The organism is Steroidobacter denitrificans (assembly GCF_001579945.1).
Lineage (GTDB): Bacteria > Pseudomonadota > Gammaproteobacteria > Steroidobacterales > Steroidobacteraceae > Steroidobacter > Steroidobacter denitrificans.
This window is the reverse complement of sequence record NZ_CP011971.1, coordinates 1,761,096-1,779,432: the sequence shown is the minus strand read 5'-3', so window position 1 is coordinate 1,779,432 and position 18,337 is coordinate 1,761,096. Positions and strand designations below refer to the sequence as shown.

Here is an 18,337-nt window from a genome sequence, read left to right as displayed (position 1 = left end):
GGACCCGGGGATCAGGCTGTTTCCTGCAGCCAGGGCATGCGGCGGCGCAGCTTCACGCCGACCTTTTCGATCTTATGCTTGAGATCCTTGTTCATCAGCTGTTTGTACCGCTTGCGGCCACGCTTGTTTTCGGCGATCCACTGACGGGCAAACTTGCCGTCCTGTATCTCCTTCAGGACTTTCTTCATCTCGCGTTTGGTCGCGGCGTTGACGATGCGCGGGCCGCGGGTGAGGTCGCCGTACTTGGCCGTTTCGCTGATGAACTGGTGCATCTTGGCCAGGCCGCCTTCATGCAGCAGGTCGACGATCAGCTTCAATTCATGCAGGCATTCATAGTAGGCGACCTCGGGCTGATAGCCGGCTTCCACCAGCGTCTCGAAACCCTTCACGACCAGTTCGGTCGCACCGCCGCACAGTACCGCCTGCTCACCGAACAGGTCGGTTTCGGTCTCTTCGGCAAAGGTCGTCGTGAGGACGCCGCCGCGGGTTCCGCCGATGCCGTCGGCATAGGCCAGCGCATTGTCCTTCGCCTTGCGGGTGGCGTTCTGGTACACCGCCATCAGGCACGGTACACCGCGGCCCTGCTGATATTGGCGGCGCACCAATCCGCCCGGGCCCTTGGGGGCGATCAGTACGACGTCCAGATCCTGGCGCGGCTTGATCTGCTTGAAGTGGACATTGAAGCCGTGCGCGAACAGGATCGTTGCGCCCTTGGCGATGTTGTCGATGACTTCCGCATACACATCTTTCTGAGTCAGATCGGGGGTCAGGAACGCGATCAGCGCAGCGCCCTTGACGGCATCGGCTGGCTCGGCCACAGGCAGGCCGTCCTTCTTGGCGTTCTTCCAGCTATCGCCGTTCTTGCGTACGCCGACGACGACATCGAAACCGCTGTCCTTGAGGTTCAGCGCATGTGCACGACCCTGACTGCCGTAGCCGAGAATGGCGATACGTGCACCCTTGAGAGCCTTCTTTTTGACGTCCTTCTGCGAGTAGATCTGCATGTGCGCTCCTGAAAGCGTGTATTGAAAATGAAAGAACCCCGCCTCGGACTGGCCGGTGCGGGGTTCATGTGGCGAATTCGTCTGCCTGCTAGGCGCTCAGCCGTCGATCCCGCACACCGGCTTCGGGGACAGAGCCGATGCGTCAATGCCTGCTCGTACGATGATGTCGGCGGCACTCATGTCACTTCCATCCGGCATGCTCTGTAAATCATCCTGCCGCACGCCGTGACCTTTGCCTTGAAGACGGTAGCCATCGCATCCCGATAGAGTTGCTTGGAGACCTCATACCGGCGGAGAAAACTTTAAGATACCAACATATGGGTGCGTAACTTGTCAAGATATGAGCACACTGCTTGGCAAGCTGCGCCATACGGATGCGCATCCCGCGGCGTGCCGCAACGGCTTGCGATCGAATGCGAAGAATTCCATGGATTTTCAGCTCTGCCGGACGCCGCCGGCAGGCATTCATCACGATGGAAATCATGATTTTATGAGATCATTGGCCGGCGTACTGGCCTGAATCCAAAAGTCGCAAACCGAGCCGAAGGGATCCGTCGAGATTGCGTCCGCCTTCATTTTCGCATGTCTGCTAGTTCTATCCAGGCGATCGACCGGGCGTCGATCTCGACCGGTGATTTTGCGCTGCTCATCGCCATGAACCTGATTTGGGGGTTCAACCTGGTTGCCGCCAAAACCGGCGTCATCCAGTTTCCACCCATCTTTTTCACCGCCCTGCGCTTCGGTTTGCTCGCCCTGTTCCTTCTGCCGTTCCTGAAATTGCATTACGGACAGATGAAACAGTTGCTGGCCGCGGCGATGCTGACCGGTCCGGTGGCCTTCGCGTTGTTGTTCATCGGTTTGTCCATGGTCGAGGATGCTTCTACGGTGGCGATCGTCACGCAACTGAGTGTGCCGATCGCGACCCTGCTGGGAGTGTGGCTGCTGGGTGAGACGATTCGCTGGCGTCGCCGCCTGGGTATCACTCTGGCGTTCGGCGGCGTCGCGATCATCAGCTTCGATCCGCACGTGTTTGCCGCCTGGGATGGCGTGGCGTTGGTGGTGCTGAGCTGTTTTTTCGGTTCCCTCGGCCTGGTCTACATCAAGCGACTGCGTGGTGTTCGCCCGCTGGAACTGCAGGCCTGGATTGCCGTGGTCGGCGGGCCGATGCTGATGCTGATGAGTCTGATGTTGGAATCCGGACAATGGGCTGCGATACAAAACGCGGATATCCGGGGATGGTCCGCGTTGGCCTTCACCACCCTCGTATCCAGCCTGGTTGCCCACACCATCTGGTACCACCTGGTGTCGCGCTATCCGGTGACCAGCGTGGCGCCCGCCACCTTGCTGTCACCGGTATGCAGCGTGTTCTTCGGCGTGACATTGCTGCACGATCAACTCACCGTGCGCATGCTGCTGGGCGGTACGGCAACGCTCATCGGCGTGTTGATCGTGGTCCTGCGCGAACAGCACCTGATCGATACCGGAACCTAGGCGCGCCTCGCGCAGTGCCGCAGGCGGCTTCGTATCGTTCGTCCATGAAGCGCATGACTTGTATTTCCGGCACGTGACGCCATCGACCGGGCGACAGCCCATCGAGCGACCACTGGCCCACCGACCAGCGAATCAGCCGCAAGGTCGGATAGCCCACCGCGGCGCTCATGCGCCGCACCTGCCGGTTGCGACCCTCGCTGATCGTCAGGCGCAGCCAGGACGTGGCGATCGCCTTGCGATGCCGGATCGGCGGATCGCGCGGCCACAGCCATGCCGGCTCCGGCACCTGCTCGGCCAGTGCCGGCAGCGTCAGACCATCCTTCAGGCGCACGCCGGCCCTCAACTGCCGCAGCGCCGCTTCATTCAACTCGCCCTCGACCTGCGCCAGGTAGGTTTTGGGAACCTTCCAGCGCGGCTCGGCCAGATAGGCCTGCAGCCGGCCGGAGTCGGTCAGCAGTACCAACCCCTCACTGTCATGATCCAGCCGACCGGCCGGGCGCATCCCCGGCGCGTCGATCCAGTCTTTCAAGGTCGATTTACCGTCCGAACTGGTGAATTGCGTCAGCACCTGGAAAGGCTTGTTGAATAGCAGCAGGGCAGGGGCATGCATCATGGCGCCGTCCAGGAGAGCGTCATTCGGACTGGTTCGTACCGCAAGGCGAGGGAGCCGGCTCTCGGAAATGCGACTGATCTACCGCGGATTCACCGGCTGGATCGATATGCCGGGCGGTGCTGCGCACCAGCTCGATGAAGCGTTGCGCCGCCGCGGCGCTCTCGGTGCGCCGGCAAGCAAGCAGCAACGGTGCATTGAGATGCACGGTTTCTTCGAAACGCCGATACACCACGCCGTCCATCTGTAGCCGCTGCAGGGACTCGGGTACCACCGAGACGCCCAGGCCGGCTGCAACCAGATTCAAGGTCGAGATGATGCGCGGCGCTTCCTGACCTACGCGGGGACTGAATCCCGCATGACGGCAAGCGGCAATGATGGTGTCGTACAACCCCGGACCGCCGGGACGTTTGTACAGAATGAAGGTTTCGTTTGCGAGCGCGGACAAGGGCAGGGGAGCGGTGCGGCCAAGAGACCCGGCGTCCTCATCCTGAGGTGTGATATTCGCCAGCGCATGCCCCGCCGGCAGCGCCAGCAGCATTCTTTCCTCCAGCAGCGGCTCCACGATGAGATTGACGATGTCGACCACCGGCGAGCGAATGAACGCCGCATCTATCTCCTCCTCATGCAGCGCCTGTACCAGGGCGCTGCTGCCGCTTTCCGCCAGTTCCAGCGAGACCCGGGGTGACATTTCCCGGAAGGCGCGAATGACTCGGGGCACGAACGGATGAAAGGGGGCGGAGCTGGTGAAGCCCACGACGACCCGGCCTTGTTCACCGCGGGCCGTGCGGCGTACCGAGGCGATGGTGCGGTCGACCTCATCCAGGATCGCGCGCGCGCGCGCCAGGAAAACGCCGCCTGCCTCGGTCAATTCCACCCCGCGCGGCTTGCGGCGCAGTAGCTGCACGCCCAATTCCTGCTCCAGTGCACGTATCTGGATGCTCAGGGGAGGTTGCTGGATCCCCAGGCGTTCGGCGGCACGGGTCATATGCTGTTCGTCGGCGACCGCAATGAAATAGCGCAGGTGACGTAATTCCATTAGATATATCTATTAAATATTGATAAGCAATTTACCATATATTTTACGATCAAAATAGAAATGGTTAAGGTAGCGGCCAGTGATATGGCACTGCCAGTCGGAATTCACTTCCATTTAGCGAGACGGTTCGGGCGATGCACCTCGACAGCCAGATTGAGTCCGCTCGATGGCCGATGCATTGCACTCCTCTCCGTCTCGCCGGGAGTCCCGATACATATCGCCGGCTCATCCGTCCCGAGCATGCCAGGACCCACCGACTTCAGGCTGCTTCGAGGGCATCGATCTCTTAACCCCAACGCACGAGGAATTTCCGATGACCCAGCTCAATGCCGAGCAGCTTCGCAAAGAATGGCAAAACAACCCACGTTGGCAGGGTGTCGAACGCCCCTATCAGGCCGAAGATGTGGTCCGGCTGCGCGGCTCGGTGCATATCGAGCACTCGCTGGCGCGCCTGGGTGCGGAAAAGCTGTGGAAGTATGTGAATGAAAAGCCCTTCGTGAACGCGCTGGGCGCGCTCACGGGCAATCAGGCGATGCAGCAGGTGAAGGCGGGTCTGGACGCCATCTATCTGTCGGGGTGGCAGGTCGCCGGCGATGCCAATCTTGCCGGTGAAATGTATCCGGATCAGTCCTTGTACCCGGCCAATTCGGTGCCGTCGGTGATTCGCAGGATCAACAACACTCTGCTGCGGGCCGATCAGATTCACCATGCCGAAGGCGACCGTTCGATCGATTGGCTCAAACCCATCGTCGCGGATGCAGAAGCGGGTTTCGGCGGCGTACTCAATGCCTTCGAACTCATGAAAGGCATGATCGAGGCGGGCGCGGCCGGCGTGCATTTCGAAGACCAGTTATCTTCCGCCAAGAAATGCGGCCACATGGGCGGCAAGGTGCTGGTGCCAACCTCGGAGGCCGTCAGCAAGCTGATCGCGGCGCGTCTGGCAGCTGATGCCTGCGGTGTGCCGACGGTGCTGGTCGCGCGCACCGATGCGGAGTCCGCAAACCTGTTGACCACCGATGTGGATGAGCGTGACCGGGAATTCATCTCCTCGCAGGAGCGTACCAGCGAAGGCTTCTTTTATGTCAGGGCAGGCTTGGAGCAGGCGATCGCCCGCGGACTGGCGTACGCACCCTACTGCGATCTCATCTGGTGCGAAACCGCCACGCCCGATCTGCGCGAGGCGAAGCGCTTCGCCGAGGCGATCCACCAGCGTTTTCCAGGCAAGCTGCTGGCCTACAACTGTTCGCCCTCCTTCAATTGGAAAAAGAAACTCGACGATGCCACGATCGCAAAATTCCAGCGTGAGCTGGGTGCGATGGGCTACAAGTTCCAGTTCATCACCCTGGCCGGCTTCCATGCATTGAACCATTCCATGTTCGAACTGGCGCGCGGCTACAAGGCCACGCAGATGTCGGCTTACGTGGCATTGCAGGAACTGGAGTTCGCCTCCGAGAAGGACGGCTACACGGCGACCAAGCATCAACGCGAGGTGGGAGCCGGCTACTTCGATGATGTCACCCAGACCGTGACGGCCGGACGCTCCTCGGTCACGGCCATGAAAGGCTCGACCGAGGAGGCGCAGTTCGACCAGCGCGGTTGAGTTTCGGCGCCGTAAATCGTCGATTTCCTTGGTATGCCCCTGGAGTACTCCTCAGGAGGGTACTCCTCGGGGGATACTCCTCGGGGGGCGCTCCCCTGGGGACGCTCCTCGTTCCGCCGATATTCCGGCGGAGCGGGAGCGCGGGATGCGCCGCACCGCCGGATCGCCAGGTTCGCTAGCTGTTTCGCCAAATTGTTCCGCTAGACTGTAGCGATGAAAGCCGCGAAATCCTCACGCGTCCGTTTCGCCTTGCCCAGGCGCACCGGGCAACCCTTGCTTCCTCAGCTGCTTGCCGACGGCGGCAAGTCCTCCAGGAACAACGAGTCCTCCAGGGAGAATATGCGCGCAATCGCCGCTGGGGGCGCCGCTACGGTTTCCTCAAGCGTCACTGCGCCCCCGAGCGCCGCGTCGCCCAGCGGAGCCGCGCAGCCGGGAGCATCGCGCCGGCATCCTTCCCACATGGGCGGCTCGCCGGATCGTCCAACTGCAGCGGTGCGCGAAGCAGGCGAGGCGCCCGGGCTGTGGCCCTCCGATGGTGTGGTATTCGACCGCGGCTGCACCGCCTGTCCACGCCTGGCAAGATATCTGGCGGAAGGCCGTAAACAGTATCCTCATTATTATTGCGCACCGGTGGCACCCTTCGGTGATGCGAACGCGCGCTTGATCCTGGTGGGTCTGGCCGCCGGCTTTCATGGCGCAAACGCCACGGGGCGTCCATTCACGGGAGATCATGCCGGCGTATTGTTGTATCAGACATTGCATCGGTTCGGCTTCGCCAGCCGGCCGGTCTCGGTCTCGATCGACGACGGTCTCGAACTCTTCGATTGCCGTATCACGAACTCCGTCAAGTGCGTCCCGCCCCAGAACAAACCGACGTCCACCGAGATCCGGACCTGCAATCGCTACCTGGCAGCGGAACTGGCCCAGGCACCACGACAAGTCGTCCTGCTGGCGCTGGGTTCGATCGCACATGGCGCGGTGTTGCGCGCCCTGTCCTTGCCGCCGGCACGTTACAAATTCGCGCATGCAGCGGAGTTTCGCTTGCCCGGCGGGCAGGTGTTGCTCGACTCCTATCACTGCAGCCGCTACAACACCCAGACCCGCCGTCTCACGACGGCCATGTTCGAAGCGGTCTTTGCGCGGGCCCGTTCATTGTTGGATGCAATGGACTGAACAGAGCGGCTCCAGAACCTGGTTCGTTTCCGGCGCCGCTCACTGGCACCCAGGCTGCGGCCGGCACCGCGGCGGGCAGGGCAGCGATGAGCCTGAAGCCGCCGGCCAGGCTGGTTAGAATGACCGCATGACGACGTTCGATGCCAAGCGTTTTCTCGCCAATGTCAGCCGGCGTCCGGGGGTGTACCGGATGATCGGCGCAAATGGCGAACTGTTGTATGTCGGCAAGGCAAGCAACCTTAAAAATCGCCTGAGCAGCTATTTCGTGGGCAAGGCGCAGTCGGCGAAGACCATGGCGATGATTGCGCAGGTCGTGAATGTCGAAGTGACGGCAACCGCCTCCGAGACCGAAGCGTTGCTGCTGGAATACAATCTTATCAAGCAGCACCGGCCGCGCTACAACGTCACCTTGCGCGACGACAAGAGCTTTCCTTATTTATACATCACCACCCAACACGACTATCCGCGCATCAGTTTCCATCGCGGCAGCCGCAAGCTGCCGGGGCGCTTTTTCGGACCCTATCCGAATGCGCGAGCTACCCGCGAGACACTATTGCTGCTGCAGAAATTATTTCTACTCAGACCGTGCAGCGACAGTTTTTTCGCCAATCGCTCGCGCCCCTGTCTGCAATATCAGATCAAACGCTGCTCGGCGCCATGCGTGGAATTCATCTCCAAGCCGGCCTATGCACAGGATGTCGCGGATGCGATCAAGGTGCTGGAAGGGCGGGGTACCGACCTGATCGATGAACTGGCCAAGCGTATGGAGCAAGCCGCAGCCGCACTGGACTTCGAGCGTGCCGCTCGCATCCGCGATCAAATCAACGGCATCAAGGCCATTCATGCGACCCAATCCGTCACCCGCAGTGTCCGCGCAGATATCGACGCGGTCGCTCTTGCATCCCAGGGCAACGACCACTGCGTGTCGATTGTATTCGTGCGCGGCGGGCGCAATTTGGGCAGTTCGAATTTCTTTCCGCGCGGCGGTATCGCCGAGGCCGGCGAGTTGTTGGCGGAGTTCCTGGCGCAATACTACCTGGGCTGCGAGGCGCCGGCGGAAATCCTCGTGGAGCAACGCATCGAGGGGGCCGGCCTCCTGGCGGCGGCGTTGTCCGAGCGTATGCAGCGCACCGTGCGCATCCGCGCCTCGGTACGAGGTGTGCGTGCGCGCTGGCTGGAGATGGCGCGTACCAATGCCGGCATCGGGCTCAAGTTGCGCCGCGCGACCGAGGCCACCGCCGTGCAGCAATCGCAAGCGTTGGCGGAGGCGCTGATGCTGCCGGAAATACCGGCGCGCATCGAATGTTTTGATGTCAGCCATACCCTGGGTGAACGCACTGTGGCGTCCTGCGTGGTCTTTGGACCCGAAGGGCCCATCAAGAGCGATTATCGCCGTTTCAATATCGAAGGCCTGACGCCCGGCGATGATTACAGTGCGATGCGCCAGGCCTTGGGCCGCCGTTATGCACGCCTCAAGAAGGGTGAAGCGCCCATGCCCGATCTGCTATTGATCGATGGCGGACCGGGACAGCTCGCCGAGGCCGTGAAGGTCATGGCGGCGCTGGATATTCAAGGGGTGACGATGGTCGGCGTTTCCAAGGGAGCCGATCGGCGCGCCGGACAGGAACGCTTGTTTCGGCCCGGCCATGAGCCCGCCATGATCCTGCCTCCGGATTCACCGGCATTGCACTTGATCCAGCGGGTGCGCGACGAGGCACATCGCTTTGCGATCACCGGTCATCGTCAGCGGCGGGCCAAGGCTCGCACCCGTTCCGTGCTGGAAAACGTACCGGGCCTGGGACCGCACAAGCGCCGTGAGCTGCTGCGCCAGTTCGGCGGCCTGCAGGGCATCTCTCGCGCCGGCATCGATGATCTGGCCAGGGTTCGGGGCATAGGACGCCGGTTGGCACAGTCGATCTACGATACCCTGCACTCCAGCGGCTGAAAATTACTTACAATCGATACGCTGCGTGAATTTCGGCGCGAATACGCCATTCGTCACCACTGCGAACCGCAATGACCTCGCAATGGTGACGTCGATATAAGGATTCCTGCATATGTCCAGAATCAGGCGATCGAGTAGATGGCGGTGAGTTTCCCCGTCGCGAATGTCCTGACCCTGGTGCGGATGCTCATGATTCCGCTGGTGGTCGTGCTGTTCTATTTGCCGTATTCCTGGTCCAACCCCGCAGCGGCGATCGCATTCATCCTGGCGGCGCTGACAGACTGGCTGGATGGCTATCTGGCCCGCCGGTTGGGGCAAACCTCTCGTCTGGGCGCTTTCCTGGATCCGGTTGCGGACAAGCTGATGGTGGCCGTTGCACTGGTACTGCTGGTCAGTCACAGATCCCAGGATCTGAAGCTCATCCCATTCAATCCGGATCTGCTGATCACACTCACGGCAGCCATCATCATCGGTCGTGAAATCACGATCTCGGCACTGCGGGAATGGATGGCCGAAGTCGGCGCACGCGGCAAGGTTGCGGTCTCGTCGGTCGGCAAGCTGAAGACGATCTTCCAGATGACGGGGCTGTCCATGATGCTGTTTCGCAGCGACGTGTGGTTCGTGCCCGCGTACGAAATGGGAGTTTATTGCCTGATGGCCGCCGCCGCCCTGACCCTGTGGTCCATGGTGCTGTATCTGAAGGCGGCCTGGCCCGATTTGATGCGTTCGGGGGCTTTATAGATTTGATTGGAGGCTAGGGTCGGAATCGAACCGGCGTACACGGCTTTGCAGGCCGCTGCATGACCACTCTGCCACCTAGCCTGAGGCGACAATCGACAAGCACAGTCCCCTCCGGTCGGAACCGGATCCGGCAGGCATCGAGACGGCGCCTGAAACACAAAACCCCGAACCGATGGCCCGGGGTCGGCACTGGAGGAATATCAAGAACCGGCAAGGACTGGAGCGGGAAACGAGGCTCGAACTCGCGACCTCAACCTTGGCAAGGTTGCGCTCTACCAACTGAGCTATTCCCGCACGCCGCCCGAAGATCACTCCGGATGAATCAGCTATTTTAGGGCTGGCGGCCGGGCTGTCAAGCGTATGGCGCTTGTACAGGGGATGAATTTTCATGATCGGCTCTTGGGTGCCGTGCCCGGCGCATCGTTACGGCAGATATCGATGGTCGCCGCGTTCGTGGATAATACCCGCCGAACCTATCCTATCGCGATACCCTCTGGGTACCGTGCCGGATAGCCAGGCATGCCATGCTGCCATTCAACCAAGCCCGGCACGATCACTGATCGATACGATGTCGGCATGATTTGAGGATCGGAGTCTGATCGACATGCCCTACAGGATTCGGCGCGACGCCGACAGCAACGAGGCTTATCTGGAAACCGCGTTGAGCGGCCGTGCCCTGCTCGAAGATCCGCTGTTGAACAAAGGTACTGCGTTCACCGAGCAGGAACGCCGCGTATTCGGCCTGGCCGGGTTGTTGCCGCCCGCCGTATCGAGTGAACAGGATCAGCTCGCGCGCAACTATGCCAACTACAAGAGCAAGACGACCGATCTCGAGCGTTACCAATGTCTCACTGCGCTCCAGGATCGCAATGAGACCTTGTTCTATCACCTCTTGAGCGAGCACCTTACGGAAATGGTGCCGATCATCTACACGCCGGTCGTGGGCATCGCGTGCCAGGAATACAGCCGCATTTATCATCGTCCGCGCGGGCTCTATATCTCGATCGATCAGCAAGACATGCTCGATGAGTTGCTGGCGGCGGTACGTCGGGATGTCGAGGTCATATGTGTGACCGATGGCGAGCGCATCCTGGGGCTGGGCGATCTGGGGATCGGCGGGATGGGCATACCGATCGGCAAACTCTCTCTCTATACCGTTTGCGCCGGGATCCATCCTGCAACGACCTTGCCGATCGTGCTCGATGTGGGAACCAACAATCGAGAGTTGCTCGAGGATCCACTGTACCTGGGACGCCGTCACGAGCGCATTCGGGGCGATCGCTATGATGCGTTCATGGAAGCGTTCGTCACCGCCGTGGCGAAACGATTTCCTCACGCGGTATTGCAATGGGAGGATTTTGCCAAAAACAACGCCGGGCGGTTGCTGGAGCGTTATCGAGATCGTCTGTGCAGCTTCAATGATGATATCCAGGGTACGGGCGCAGTCACACTGGCTGCGGTGATGGCGGCGTCCGCAGCGACGGCGACGAGCATTGCCGAGCAGCGCATCGTCTTGCTGGGCGCCGGTTCGGCCGCGGTGGGAATCGCTACTCAACTCGTTATTGCAATGGTCGAGAGCGGTCTTTCCCCTGATGCCGCGAGAGCACAAATCTGCTTGATCGACAGCCAGGGACTCGTGCACGACGGACGAGAGGATCTGGACGCCGGCAAGCGCCTCTATGCGCAGCCGCAAGCACTATTCAGCGGTTCGAACTCGACGATTCCTTCATTGCTCGAGGTTGTGCGTCAGGTACGGCCGACCGTGCTGATCGGCGCCGCCGCACAGCCGGGTGCGTTCGATGAGCAAATTGTGCGTGAAATGGCGCGCCATGTCGAATATCCGGCCATCTTTCCATTGTCGAATCCGACCTCGCGTTGCGAAGCGCTTCCGGAAGACCTGGTTCGCTGGACCGATGCTCGCGCCTTGATTGCGACGGGCAGCCCGTTCGCACCCGTCGAGTATGCGGGCCGAAGCATCCCGATTCCTCAGTGCAACAACGCCTTCATTTTTCCAGGCTTGGGCCTGGGTGTGCTTGCATCCGGCGCAGCGCGGATCACGGATGCCATGTTCGTTGCCGCGGCCCGGGCGCTGAGTGGGCTTTCACCGGCGCTCGCCGACGCCTCGGCCCCCTTGCTGCCGACCGTGGAGCAGGTGCGTGAGGCGTCACGGCATGTTGCGCTCGCCGTGGCTCGCGAAGCCGAGAGAGCGGATTTGGCGCCGGCGATGACCGATGAGGAACTCATCCATCGCATCGATGAAAAGATGTGGACGCCGCGCTACCTGCCTTACAGGCGAGCCTCATAGGCCGGCTGCCGGTCATGTTGTAATGGTACATTTTTTTCTCAGGCACAGGCTCATGGTGATGGCGTTGCTGCTTGCAACGTTCGTTGCTATTCCTGTGGCTGACATGTTCCTGTGTGCATTCGAGAGTATTGATGCCCACTATGTCATGGCGGACTCCCACGATGAGGGTGGGGACAGCCAGAACAACGGTTCGGACTCAGACAAAGATCATGACGCCTGCAGCCATGGGCATTGTCACCATATCTACGCTCACGCTCCCCCAGGCACAGCCCCCAAAACCGAGCCCCTCAATTTAACGCACCAGTGGCCAGCTAGTACTGCCCTTGCATCTCGCACTCCCGACGAGTTGATGCGCCCGCCCAAAGCCTGACGACTCCTGGCCGCACCCTTCGTGCGACCGTTTCGTCAACTCGTTCAGCTTTGGGATTTTCTCATGCTTATGTCGTTCAGTCGACCGCAGTGGGCGGTTGAGTTTGCTGTGACCGTGACAGCGATCTTATTCGCATTATCTGCGCGGGCCAAACCGGCTCCGCCTTATGAATCATTGATCGAGAGCCTCGATCGCATTCCCATCACGCTTGAAGTGGAGGCGTTGCTCGACGCTGCCAATGCGCGCGCGCAACAGGCGCGAGCTTTGCCCAATCCCTCTGTCTCCGTGGAGACTGAAAACGTCTACGGTCGTGCCCCCTTTTTTGGGTACGACGCAGCGGAATCGACATTGACCCTCAGTCAACCGTTGGAGCTGTGGGGCCAGCGAGGCGCACGCATCGATGCCGCGCAAGCGGAGGCGAAGGTCGCGGCGCTGCGACGCGATCAAACACAGTGGACGGTCGCCGGTGGTCTTGCGCTGATCTATTCTGAAGCGGAAGCGGCTTCTCTGCAGTGTGAGCTGGCTGTCGAGGCGCTGGAGCTGACGAAAGCGGACGCCAACGCAGTCATGCTGCTGATTGAAGAAGGTCGAGAACCCTCACTGCGCGGCATTCAGGCGAACAGCGAAGTTGAGGCCGCCCGTGCTGCAGCGGATGAAGCGCGGGCGAACCGCGATGCCGCTTTTGCCAGATTGACCGCCGCTGCGATGCTGGTTGAGCCAGTGACCGCCATCGAACCCAGTTTATTGAACCGCTCTCCTGATGCCTTGTTCCAGGGCATGGACACTCCTCTCACCGTTCAGATTGCCGAGGCAGAACTGGAGGCTACGACTAAATCGGTCAGTGTCGAGCGGTTGCGTGCGCGTCCCGCGGTAAGCGTATCGCTTGGTGTGCGGAGGTTCCAGGAATACAACACCGAGGCATTCACCTTCGGCATCAATGTATCCCTCCCTTTGTTCGACAAAAACAAGGGCGCAATCAGTGCCGCCCAGGCTGAGCAGCGCGCCGCCGCCGCCAGATTGACCACTGCAAAGCTGCAAATCCAGGCTGATCGCACTGCTGCCCAAGCCCGTCTTGATGCGTCCATGACCCGCATACGTGCTGCCGACAATGGCGTTACTTCGGCTGAGAAAGCCTATCAACTCGCGCGTGCGGGTTTCGACGTCGGGCGTATCTCGCAACTGGAGCTGCGCAGTATCCGATCGGCTCTGATCAGTGCACGCAATACAGCCGTCAATGCGCGGTTGGTACGCGTCCGTGCGGAAGTTGAACTTGCAGGCCTTGATGGCCGTGCTCCGTTCTGAGGAAGCATTCATGAACCCAAACAAAAACCGACTCCTCATTGGAGCAGCTTTATTGATCGCTCTTGGTCTTGGTTTCAGCGCCGCCCGATTCATGCCGCATGCAGAGCATGGCAATCATGCCGCTCATGATGAGAGTCATAAAGAAAACCAACAACACGATAACCATGACGAGTACGAGGAGGAGTGGTCAGAAGAAGATGTTGTCGCGCTGACGCAAAGGCAGATCGAGGCATCGGGCATCGGTATCGTCAGCGTCAGTCGTGGCGGAGGGAGTGAATACCGACTGTCCGGCCGCGTTGAATCGGCGGTTGACGCCAAGGCCATTGTCGCGGCGGTCACCAGCGGCCGGGTTGAACAAATATTCATTGCTCCCGGCATATCAGTGGAAGTGGGTCAATCTCTTGCCATCATCGTCAGCGGTGAAGCTGCAACATTACGCGCCAATGCCGATGCTGCCGCGGCAGAGGCGGAGGCTGCACGACTTGTCTATCAGCGGGACCTGAATCTCGTTGCACAAGGTATCGTCGCCCGTCAGGAGATGGAAGCGTCCCGAGCACGGTCTCTTGCCGCTGACGCGACAGCGAGGGCAACGCAAGCACAAGTCGCTGCCAGCGGGTCGCCTGATACCTCTGGACGACTCATCATCAACAGCCCGATTGCCGGCATCGTCAGCGCCGTGAATATCACCCTCGGTGGGGTTGTGGCGGCGGGCGGCGCTGTGGCGGAAATCGCCGACCCGGCTCGGGTGGAACTGGTGTTCAACGCGCCTCCGGCGCTGGCATCCGAAGTCGCCGCGGGAACCCGCATCCAAGTGACCGGAGTATCCCGCAACTTTGAAGCGGTCGTGATCGGCGTTGCCGCCAGCGCCCGCGAGCACACTGGTGCCACGGTGATCCGAGCGCGATCAACGGCCGAAGATCTGCCGCCGGCCGGTTCACCCCTCACGGCAATTGTCGTCACGGACCGACAGGAAGCCGGACTCACTGTACCTGCCGATGCCGTGCAAACGGTGGAAGGACGATCCGTCGTATTCGTGGTAGGAAACAGCGGCTTTCGCGCCACACCGGTGCTTGTTGGCCGGCGTGCGGGTGGATTCATTGAAATCCTCAATGGCCTGTCCGGTGATGAACGTATTGCTGGCACCAATGCCTTTCTGTTGAAAGCCGAACTCGCCAAGGCCGAGGCCGAGCACGGTCATTGAGGCGAATCCCATGTTCAAGATGATTATTGAGAAATCAGTCCAGTTTCGTTGGGCTGTGGTATTCGCCGCGACGCTTGTCATGGCCTATGGGTTGTTTCAGCTCAGCAGGCTTCCCATCGATGCTGTTCCGGACATCACCAATCGTCAGGTGCAGATCAATACCCTCGCACCCGCGCTGGCGCCCGCGCAAATCGAGCGCCAGGTGACCTATCCGCTTGAAACCGCACTCGCCGGCATACCGGGGCTGACCAGTACCCGCTCCATATCACGCAATGGGTTCTCGCAGGTCACGGCCATCTTCACCGACCAGACCGACATTTACTTTGCGCGTCAGCAAGTGGGCGAGCGCATGCGCGAGGTGGCTGGGGATCTGCCTGAAGGGGTGACGCCGATGATGTCACCTGTCACCACGGGGCTTGGCGAAGTCCTGATGTGGACGGTGGATTTCACACCATTCGCTCCGGATAAAACTACCTCTCCCGGCGAGCCGGGCTGGCAGGCCAACGAGATCTATCTGACGCCGGAAGGGGAGCGGCTCACGACGCTCGAAGAGCGTGCCACCTACCTCAGAACAGTCCAGGACTGGATCATCGCCCCGCTGATGCGCTCTACACCAGGGCTTGCCGGCGTCGATACGATCGGGGGTTACGTCAAAGAGTACGCGGTTAGGCCCAAAGTGGAGCAACTGGCGGCCTATGGGCTTGGCCTTGGCGATCTCGTGCTCGCACTCGAACGATCCAACATTCAGGCGGGTGCCGGATTCATTCAGCGTGCGGGCGAAGGCTTGATCGTCCGCACCGATGCGCTCGCGCTAACTGTTGATGACCTGGCGCAGTCGCCGGTCACTCAGCGCAACGGCCTTGTTGTTCGGGTTTCTGATGTAGCCAGTGTGGGTCTGGGTCGGGCACCGCGCCTGGGCGCGGCGACACACGACGGTCATGAGGCAGTACTCGGCACCGCCTTGATGATCGCGGGCGGCAATAGCCGGACGGTCGCACAGGCGGCCGCGGCGCGACTTGTCGAAGTCAACCGTTCATTGCCACCGAGCATCGTTGCCGAGCCGGTGCTGAATCGTAGTGAACTGGTCAATGCAACGATCAAGACGGTGGCCAAGAACCTGACCGAAGGCGCGTTACTGGTCATCGCTGTGCTGTTCTTGTTGCTGGGCAATCTACGCGCGGCAGCTATTACGGCACTGATCATCCCATTGTCCTTTCTGTTCGCGGTGATCGGCATGAACCGCTGCGGAATCAGTGGCAACCTGATGAGTTTCGGTGCACTCGATTTCGGTATTCTCGTCGATGGCGCCGTGATCGTGATCGAGGCGATCTTGCTCATGCTCGGGCAGATGCGTACCGAACTGGGCCGTGCCCTGTCTGTCACTGAGCGATTGCGAGTGGCGGTTCAGGCTGCGCGCAAGATGGTGCGTCCGGCCGCATTCGGTCAGTTCATCATCCTGCTGGTATTCGCCCCCATCCTCACCTTGGAGGGGGTGGAAGGCAAGACCTTCCAGCCCATGGCAGCGACGTTCATGCTGGCACTGGTCGGCGCCTTCATCTTTTCGTTCACCTTCGTACCGGCGATGGCCGCCCTGTTCGTGCGTGAGCCAAAGATGCAGGCCGATGAGCGCGAGCATGCGAATGAAGACGAGCACGAGACCCGCCTTATCCGCTTCGTGCGTGCCAGGGTTGAACCGATCATTCGTCGAGTGGTGAGGCGGCCACGAGCAGTATTTGCTGGTGCCGTTCTCATGCTCGCTGTCGGATTGACGACTTTCGTTTCACTGGGCCGTGAGTTCATGCCGACGCTTGATGAAGGCAACCTCGCCATGCAGGTCCTGCGGGTGCCTTCGACTTCCCTGGAGCAATCGCTATCGATGCAGCTTGCCTTGGAGAAGGCTTTGGCGAATGAACCGGAAGTCAAAACCATCTTCTCGCGTACGGGTACCGCCGAAGTGGCCATCGATCCGATGCCGCCTAATATTACCGACACTGTCATCGTACTGCGCCCTCGGTCCGAGTGGCCGGATGGATCGCTGGATAAGCAAGCACTGATCCAGCGCTTCGAATCACAGCTGGATGATCAGATCGGAAATGTATTTGAATTCAGTCAACCGATCGAACTGCGTTTCAACGAATTGATTTCCGGCGTGCGGACCGATCTGGCTATCATGGTTTTTGGTGACGACTTCGACATCCTGCAAAGAACAGCTGACCAGATAGCAGTCAAATTACGTGGCATTCCGGGAGCTGCCGACGTGCGTGTGGAGCCAGTCTCCGGGCTGCCTACGCTCACGGTCCAGATCGATCACGCGGCCGCGGCCCAATATGGATTGAGCGCCGCTGATGTCAGTGAGGCCGTGGCAATCGGTATCGGTGGTACATCCGCCGGAAAGATCTTCGAGGGCGACCGCCGCTTCGACATCGTGATTCGACTGGAAGAAGTCGTCCGGAATGATCCAACGCAACTGGCGGCATTACCCATCGTTGCACCCGATGGCACGGTGGTGCCTTTGTCATCGGTGGCGCGTATCGACGTGCGCGAAGGATCCAACCAGATCAGTCGCAACAACGGCAGTCGCCGCATCGTGGTGCAGTCCAACGTGCGCGGACGGGATCTGGGTGGGTTCGCGCAGGAAGCACAGGCCGCCGTGGCAGAGGTTCCGCTGTCCGCTGGTGTCTATCTCACCTGGGGGGGGCAGTTCGAAAATCTGCAGCGCGCGGAAGCACGGTTGATGCTGGTGGTTCCGGTCGTGTTTCTGTTGATCGGAAGCCTGCTGTACATGGCGCTAGGCACTATTCGTGAAGCCGCGCTTGTCTTTGTCTGCGTGCCATTGGCTTTGGTGGGTAGTGCACTGGCACTGCTGGTGCGTGGTATGCCGTTCTCCGTATCGGCAGCCGTGGGCTTCATCGCAGTGTCGGGTGTAGCCACGCTCAACGGGCTGGTGCTGATGCAGGCGATCCGTGAGCGTCTGATGGCCGGTGATCTGCCTCTGGAGGCCGCTATCGCCGGCGCGTCGAGCCGCCTTCGCGCCGTGCTGACCACAGCGCTGGTGGCGATTGTCGGCTTTATGCCAATGGCGATAGCGACGGGGTCAGGAGCCGAAGTACAGAAGCCGCTCGCCACCGTCGTCATTGGAGGTCTGATCACAGCCACCGTATTGACCTTGATAGTGCTGCCCACCTTCGCGGCCCGTGCTGTGAAGCCGGAAGAAGCGAAGAGGGGCAGGGCATGAAAAGAGCACTGTATCCGAATGAATTCGCACCTTGAGGCGATCACTCGTAGAGTCGTTCGCCGTGTGTCGCTTTTCCGTGCTAGCCATGGGTCGCAGTGGGTGGTTGTGTCCCGTAGTTGTCCTACGAAGTCACTGCCAAGAGTCAGCGTCAATCTTTAAGTTATTGTTTTTCTTGGTGCCCGAGGCCGGAATCGAACCGGCATGACCATGAGGTCGAGGGATTTTAAGTCCCTTGCGTCTACCAATTTCGCCACTCGGGCATGACACGCATCCAGTCAGGCTGTCACCAGCCACGCTGCTGCTGATTCAGTTTCATCACCT

12 protein-coding genes, 3 tRNA genes and 1 pseudogene are annotated in these 18,337 nt (G+C 60.5%); 10 read left to right on the top strand and 6 right to left on the bottom strand.

Annotated elements, in window-relative coordinates; translation table 11 throughout:
- Positions 1-11: 11 nt before the first annotated feature.
- Positions 12-1,004 (bottom strand): ketol-acid reductoisomerase, encoded by a 993-nt coding sequence (gene ilvC / locus ACG33_RS08090; RefSeq protein WP_066920219.1) that lies wholly within the window; start codon positions 1,002-1,004, stop codon positions 12-14.
- Positions 1,005-1,344: 340 nt separating this feature from the next.
- On the opposite strand from ilvC, the gene ACG33_RS16515 reads away from it, so the two are divergent.
- Together ACG33_RS16515 and ACG33_RS08080 are read left to right on the top strand one after the other, a co-directional pair.
- Complete coding sequence (locus ACG33_RS16515) at positions 1,345-1,524, top strand: hypothetical protein (RefSeq protein WP_066920217.1); 180 nt, start codon at positions 1,345-1,347, stop codon at positions 1,522-1,524.
- 62 nt (positions 1,525-1,586) lie between these two features.
- Positions 1,587-2,495: a DMT family transporter gene (locus ACG33_RS08080; RefSeq protein ID WP_066920216.1), complete on the top strand. Its 909-nt coding sequence runs from the start codon at positions 1,587-1,589 to the stop codon at positions 2,493-2,495.
- 67 nt (positions 2,496-2,562) lie between these two features.
- On the opposite strand, the pseudogene ACG33_RS08075 reads toward ACG33_RS08080, so the two are convergent.
- A pseudogene (locus tag ACG33_RS08075) lies at positions 2,563-3,108 on the bottom strand (pseudouridine synthase); the annotation flags it as partial.
- A gap of 19 nt (positions 3,109-3,127) precedes the next feature.
- On the bottom strand, positions 3,128-4,144 hold the full coding sequence (locus tag ACG33_RS08070) for a LysR family transcriptional regulator (RefSeq protein ID WP_083536599.1): 1,017 nt from the start codon (positions 4,142-4,144) through the stop codon (positions 3,128-3,130).
- 313 nt (positions 4,145-4,457) lie between these two features.
- On the opposite strand from ACG33_RS08070, the gene aceA reads away from it, so the two are divergent.
- The 4 genes from aceA to pgsA all read left to right on the top strand — a co-directional run bounded on the left by aceA (position 4,458) and on the right by pgsA (position 9,603).
- Complete coding sequence (gene aceA, locus ACG33_RS08065) at positions 4,458-5,744, top strand: isocitrate lyase (RefSeq protein WP_066920215.1); 1,287 nt, start codon at positions 4,458-4,460, stop codon at positions 5,742-5,744.
- A 519-nt stretch (positions 5,745-6,263) separates the two neighbouring features.
- Positions 6,264-6,917 (top strand): uracil-DNA glycosylase, encoded by a 654-nt coding sequence (locus ACG33_RS08055; protein WP_066923038.1) that lies wholly within the window; start codon positions 6,264-6,266, stop codon positions 6,915-6,917.
- A gap of 127 nt (positions 6,918-7,044) precedes the next feature.
- Positions 7,045-8,862, top strand: a complete 1,818-nt coding sequence (gene uvrC / locus ACG33_RS08050; RefSeq protein ID WP_066920213.1) for an excinuclease ABC subunit UvrC — start codon at positions 7,045-7,047, stop codon at positions 8,860-8,862.
- A gap of 183 nt (positions 8,863-9,045) precedes the next feature.
- Entirely contained in the window at positions 9,046-9,603 is a 558-nt protein-coding gene (gene pgsA, locus ACG33_RS08045) for a CDP-diacylglycerol--glycerol-3-phosphate 3-phosphatidyltransferase (RefSeq protein WP_322109344.1), read from the top strand.
- Between the two features lie 7 nt (positions 9,604-9,610).
- On the opposite strand, the gene ACG33_RS08040 is transcribed toward pgsA, so the two are convergent.
- Together ACG33_RS08040 and ACG33_RS08035 are read right to left on the bottom strand one after the other, a co-directional pair.
- Positions 9,611-9,684, bottom strand: a tRNA-Cys gene (locus tag ACG33_RS08040).
- A gap of 137 nt (positions 9,685-9,821) precedes the next feature.
- Positions 9,822-9,897: transfer RNA gene (locus ACG33_RS08035), tRNA-Gly, on the bottom strand.
- A 310-nt stretch (positions 9,898-10,207) separates the two neighbouring features.
- Here ACG33_RS08035 and ACG33_RS08030 point away from each other — a divergent pair.
- The 4 genes from ACG33_RS08030 to ACG33_RS08010 all read left to right on the top strand — a co-directional run bounded on the left by ACG33_RS08030 (position 10,208) and on the right by ACG33_RS08010 (position 18,016).
- Entirely contained in the window at positions 10,208-11,908 is a 1,701-nt protein-coding gene (locus ACG33_RS08030) for an NAD-dependent malic enzyme (RefSeq protein WP_066920208.1), read from the top strand.
- A gap of 433 nt (positions 11,909-12,341) precedes the next feature.
- Positions 12,342-13,580 (top strand): TolC family protein, encoded by a 1,239-nt coding sequence (locus ACG33_RS08020; RefSeq protein ID WP_066920203.1) that lies wholly within the window; start codon positions 12,342-12,344, stop codon positions 13,578-13,580.
- 10 nt (positions 13,581-13,590) lie between these two features.
- Positions 13,591-14,781 carry an efflux RND transporter periplasmic adaptor subunit gene (locus ACG33_RS08015; protein ID WP_066923035.1) on the top strand — a complete coding sequence of 397 codons (1,191 nt, stop codon included), beginning with the start codon at positions 13,591-13,593 and terminating at the stop codon, positions 14,779-14,781.
- Positions 14,782-14,791: 10 nt separating this feature from the next.
- Positions 14,792-18,016 carry an efflux RND transporter permease subunit gene (locus ACG33_RS08010; RefSeq protein ID WP_066920202.1) on the top strand — a complete coding sequence of 1,075 codons (3,225 nt, stop codon included), beginning with the start codon at positions 14,792-14,794 and terminating at the stop codon, positions 18,014-18,016.
- 173 nt (positions 18,017-18,189) lie between these two features.
- Here the strand turns inward: ACG33_RS08010 and ACG33_RS08005 are convergent.
- Positions 18,190-18,276 (bottom strand) — tRNA-Leu (locus tag ACG33_RS08005).
- Positions 18,277-18,337 lie beyond the last annotated feature (61 nt).

What these genes read in the sequence shown, in the direction of transcription:
- ACG33_RS08020 (WP_066920203.1), top strand. Translation starts at nt 12,342, where the DNA reads ATGCTTATGTCGTTCAGTCGACCGCAGTGGGCGGTTGAGTTTGCTGTG.
- pgsA (WP_322109344.1), top strand. Translation starts at nt 9,046, where the DNA reads ATGCTCATGATTCCGCTGGTGGTCGTGCTGTTCTATTTGCCGTATTCC.
- aceA (WP_066920215.1), top strand. Translation starts at nt 4,458, where the DNA reads ATGACCCAGCTCAATGCCGAGCAGCTTCGCAAAGAATGGCAAAACAAC.
- uvrC (WP_066920213.1), top strand. Translation starts at nt 7,045, where the DNA reads ATGACGACGTTCGATGCCAAGCGTTTTCTCGCCAATGTCAGCCGGCGT.
- ACG33_RS08010 (WP_066920202.1), top strand. Translation starts at nt 14,792, where the DNA reads ATGTTCAAGATGATTATTGAGAAATCAGTCCAGTTTCGTTGGGCTGTG.
- ACG33_RS08080 (WP_066920216.1), top strand. Translation starts at nt 1,587, where the DNA reads ATGTCTGCTAGTTCTATCCAGGCGATCGACCGGGCGTCGATCTCGACC.
- ACG33_RS08030 (WP_066920208.1), top strand. Translation starts at nt 10,208, where the DNA reads ATGCCCTACAGGATTCGGCGCGACGCCGACAGCAACGAGGCTTATCTG.
- ACG33_RS08015 (WP_066923035.1), top strand. Translation starts at nt 13,591, where the DNA reads ATGAACCCAAACAAAAACCGACTCCTCATTGGAGCAGCTTTATTGATC.
- ilvC (WP_066920219.1), bottom strand. Translation starts at nt 1,004, where the DNA reads ATGCAGATCTACTCGCAGAAGGACGTCAAAAAGAAGGCTCTCAAGGGT.
- ACG33_RS08070 (WP_083536599.1), bottom strand. Translation starts at nt 4,144, where the DNA reads ATGGAATTACGTCACCTGCGCTATTTCATTGCGGTCGCCGACGAACAG.
- ACG33_RS16515 (WP_066920217.1), top strand. Translation starts at nt 1,345, where the DNA reads ATGAGCACACTGCTTGGCAAGCTGCGCCATACGGATGCGCATCCCGCG.